The 3,450-nt window shown below is 37.1% G+C and carries 5 protein-coding genes; all 5 read right to left on the reverse strand.

Features of this window, described 5'->3' with window-relative positions:
- The coding region (locus tag ABYK33_RS14740; protein ID WP_373034065.1) for a PqqD family protein at nucleotides 1-267 on the reverse strand (267 nt) is incomplete at its 3' end.
- Between the two features lie 13 nt (nucleotides 268-280).
- Nucleotides 281-430: a hypothetical protein gene (locus tag ABYK33_RS14745; RefSeq protein WP_373034062.1), complete on the reverse strand. Its 150-nt coding sequence runs from the start codon at nucleotides 428-430 to the stop codon at nucleotides 281-283.
- 114 nt (nucleotides 431-544) lie between these two features.
- On the reverse strand, nucleotides 545-2,419 hold the full coding sequence (locus tag ABYK33_RS14750; RefSeq protein WP_373034063.1) for an asparagine synthase-related protein: 1,875 nt from the start codon (nucleotides 2,417-2,419) through the stop codon (nucleotides 545-547).
- 10 nt (nucleotides 2,420-2,429) lie between these two features.
- A complete protein-coding gene (locus ABYK33_RS14755; protein ID WP_373034064.1) occupies nucleotides 2,430-3,314 on the reverse strand; it encodes a hypothetical protein in 885 nt (294 codons plus the stop codon).
- Nucleotides 3,311-3,442 carry a lasso peptide biosynthesis protein gene (locus tag ABYK33_RS14760; RefSeq protein ID WP_373033945.1) on the reverse strand — a complete coding sequence of 44 codons (132 nt, stop codon included), beginning with the start codon at nucleotides 3,440-3,442 and terminating at the stop codon, nucleotides 3,311-3,313. Before ABYK33_RS14760 ends, ABYK33_RS14755 begins: the two co-directional genes overlap by 4 nt.
- Nucleotides 3,443-3,450 lie beyond the last annotated feature (8 nt).

Here is a 3,450-nt window from a genome sequence, read left to right on the forward strand (position 1 = left end):
AACTTCGACAAGCCCGGCATCAACAAGGGTCTGTACAAATGCAAAAATATCCGCTTCTAATTGGGCAGGTTGAATCTCATACTCTTCGATCAAGGCGTCATACGTTGCTTGCAGACTTCCTGTCTTGCTCAACTGTTGCCAAATTGCACTACCTGTTTCATCGAGTCCAAAATAGTTCTCACTTGCCATATCAAGCAAAACCATCTCATCATCGACTAACTGGGCGAAGACGTTGTCAGACAACTTTATTGTTTGGTTTAAATGCATGGGCACTCTCTAATTACGCCCTTTTCGTTCTTGCACCTTGTCCCGAGTTTTGCTCGACCATACCCGATGTACCACTTAATGTGACTAGTTTTAATGCTATTTTTGAAAGCGTAGGCTTTGCCCATTTCTTCTTAATCTCAGTCACTTTTTTTTGAGTCATCATTATTCCCCTAATCTTATTTCCCCTATTATACTACTATTTTGGACCCATTTAGCTATACGTCTATAATTTTACAACCGAGAACAGAATTGTCTCTATGGAAGAATAGCTGAAACTCTAAATTTTTTTCATAGAATTTATTAATAAGATCGCCACCACAATATTTTGCAACTCAAATGAATCGAATTTTTCAAAATCAAATGTCTCTAATGCATATTTCATTTTATCGTATTTCAAATATTTGTTATTAAACTTATCGTCTTTGTTTTTATACGCTTTCTGCATGATTTCAAGCGCCGTTGTAAAATATTGTTTTAATACTTGATTGATCTTGGTTTCATCCGGTTTAGGAAACCAAGTGATATCTGATGGTAGCAAATCAGCTACAGCATTTTTCATAAAATGTCTACTTACACCTTCTTTGGGATAAAACATCTCTTCTGGTATACCTATAGCAAACTCAACGACTCTTTTATCAAGCAAAGGATACACATATTCTATCTTTCTTGGAAAAGCCGATAAAGCCCATGATTCAATTCGATTTTGAAGATGACCAAAATCAAACATCACGAGTTGTTTTTTTCTCACTCCTGTTACAACAGGAAATTTTTTGCATTGATGACCATCCATAAACTTTGCAAATTCTTCTGTTGTATATCTATTATAAAATTCTGATTCATTCTCATCATCTTCTTTTTTATGTCTTAAAAAATTTATAATGTAAGGAGACAGGCTGAGGCTAAGACCACGTTTAACAAATTTTGACCATGAATACTTTAGATGACGTTTTTCATAAAATAGCTGTTTAAAGGCCTCTAACAGTTTCCCTTTGGACCATAGGTCAGCAATATAGGTGGAGCCACTGTGCGATATCAGTTCATCTCCTCCCCACCCAGAGAGTACAGTACGTGCACCAATATTTTCAACCATCTCCTGAACAACATATTCTCTCCAGTAAAACATCGTGCCTCTCGTTAAAAAGTTATGCTCTTCATACTGTTTCACCATAAACTTTGGATCAATCGAAAACTCTTTATGGATAATATTCTCAGACGCTGCGATCCTTCTGCTAAAATTCCAGGCTTCATATTCATATTCATCATTTTTAGGAACGTTGATCCAATTAAATGCATAAAGTCGCTTGTTTCTTTTTTTCAACTTTCGAGCGGCAAGAACAGCTATAGGAGATGAGTCTATGCCACCGCTTAAATGTGAAGTAATCGGGAAAACTGTTCGTAATCTGGCTTCTACCGCACTGTCTAATAATTCTTTTAGTCTTTCAACATACTCCTCATACGTGTCGAAATGAATAGAAGGACTTTTTTCAATATCCCAATATTTTTTCTCAGTTACACCTTGTCTCGTCACTGTCAGTGTTGTAGCAGCAGGTAATCTTTTTATCTTTTCGAAGAAAGTCGCTCTTTTTGAATGAATTCCCTCATCTTTTAGAAAAGTGGCAACAGTGTTATCATCCAAAGTTTTTGGTACAGCCGTATGTTCTAAGATTCCTTCAATATCGTTTGAAAAAATGAACAGTTTGTCACTTATATAATAATGGAAAAGTTTAATCCCAACATGGTCCCGTGCACAAAAAAGTTGTTGCTTTTGATCATCCCAGATCGCAAATGAAAAATCGCCCAACAAATATTTTGGACAGTCCTCTCCCCATTTAAGATACGCTTCCAAAATAAATTCGCTGTCTCCGATCCTCTCCAAAGGACGATCAAGCCATTTAAACTCCTTGACAAGTTCATCACGATTATCTATGCGTGCATCCATTGTAAGTACACAGCTCTTTGTGTGTAACGGCAAATGTTCATATTTGGATTCGGCTGTATTCCAGAGCATTGTGTGTCCTAATGCAACAGTTTCATTTATCCACACATTACGTTCGTCAGGGTCCCAAGTAGAGACGGCATCAAGTATAGCATTGACACTCGCTCTGTCTACCGGTTCCCCATTTCGACTGAAAACACCGAAAATACCGCTCACTTGCTCTTCCTTACTTTAAATTTCTACTATGCTGAACAATACTTCTATGCACTTCACCCATTCGGTCCAAATCCCATGGCACTTTGACTTTGAAAACAGGTACTTTCTTTGCAACCTTCATCAAAAATTCAAATCGTTTCATTTTTTGGAAAGATAAGTTAAACTCACTCGCTTGACGCAATGTAATAAATTTTTCTATACCGCTAAGTTCAGTGATAGTTATTTTTGCATCTGCCTCTGCTTTTTCCAGTTCATAAACAGCCTGTATAGGCTTAGCTTGTGTCGCAAAATTTTCAATATAAACGCCCAAATCTTCCATCTTACGATAAGGTCTGTGATGTGGATGTGAAGGTACCGCGAAAAGCTGTCCCTCTTTTTCATAGGTAGCGACTTTATCGTCAGAGATAACTGTATGCCCCTCTTTCATAAAAAAGTCTGTCATAGTTGATTTGCCACCGAAAGATTCAGCTACAAATAATACAGGTTTATTCATTACTTCAACGGCACCAGCATGAAAAAAATCAAAAGTCTCTTCGACCGTGAAAAAAATAGGCAAAACGATATGCAAACACCAATACTCCAACAACTCAGGTGTAAAATCTTTATACGCTATATATTCCAAGACAAAAGTTCCGCTATGCCAAAAAAATGTCACAACATTTTTCACTTCAAAAGCCCATATCTGCCCTTTTTGTGTACAGGCTAACGCTCTGTCAGTATATAGAGAAATATCGCGTTCTTGGTTATTAAAAAATGCAAGCTCGTATTTAAATTTATCACTTATATCTGAAGTAGCGCTCTTCATTATTGTAATGACATCAGAAAATGAACCTTTTACTTCTTTATGGTGAGTAAACTTAGGAATAAATTTGATGTAATGATTATAAGCAATCATCTTTTTTCCCATCCAAATACCGAAAGTACCGTATACTCTTCATGCCCCTTCGCACCGGTTATGATAATACCGCCACACTCAGACCAGGCGTGGGCTTTCATCTTCTCTTCGGCATCTTCATCTTTCATAACCCCCA

Source organism: Sulfurovum sp. (assembly GCF_041562805.1).
Lineage (GTDB): Bacteria > Campylobacterota > Campylobacteria > Campylobacterales > Sulfurovaceae > Sulfurovum.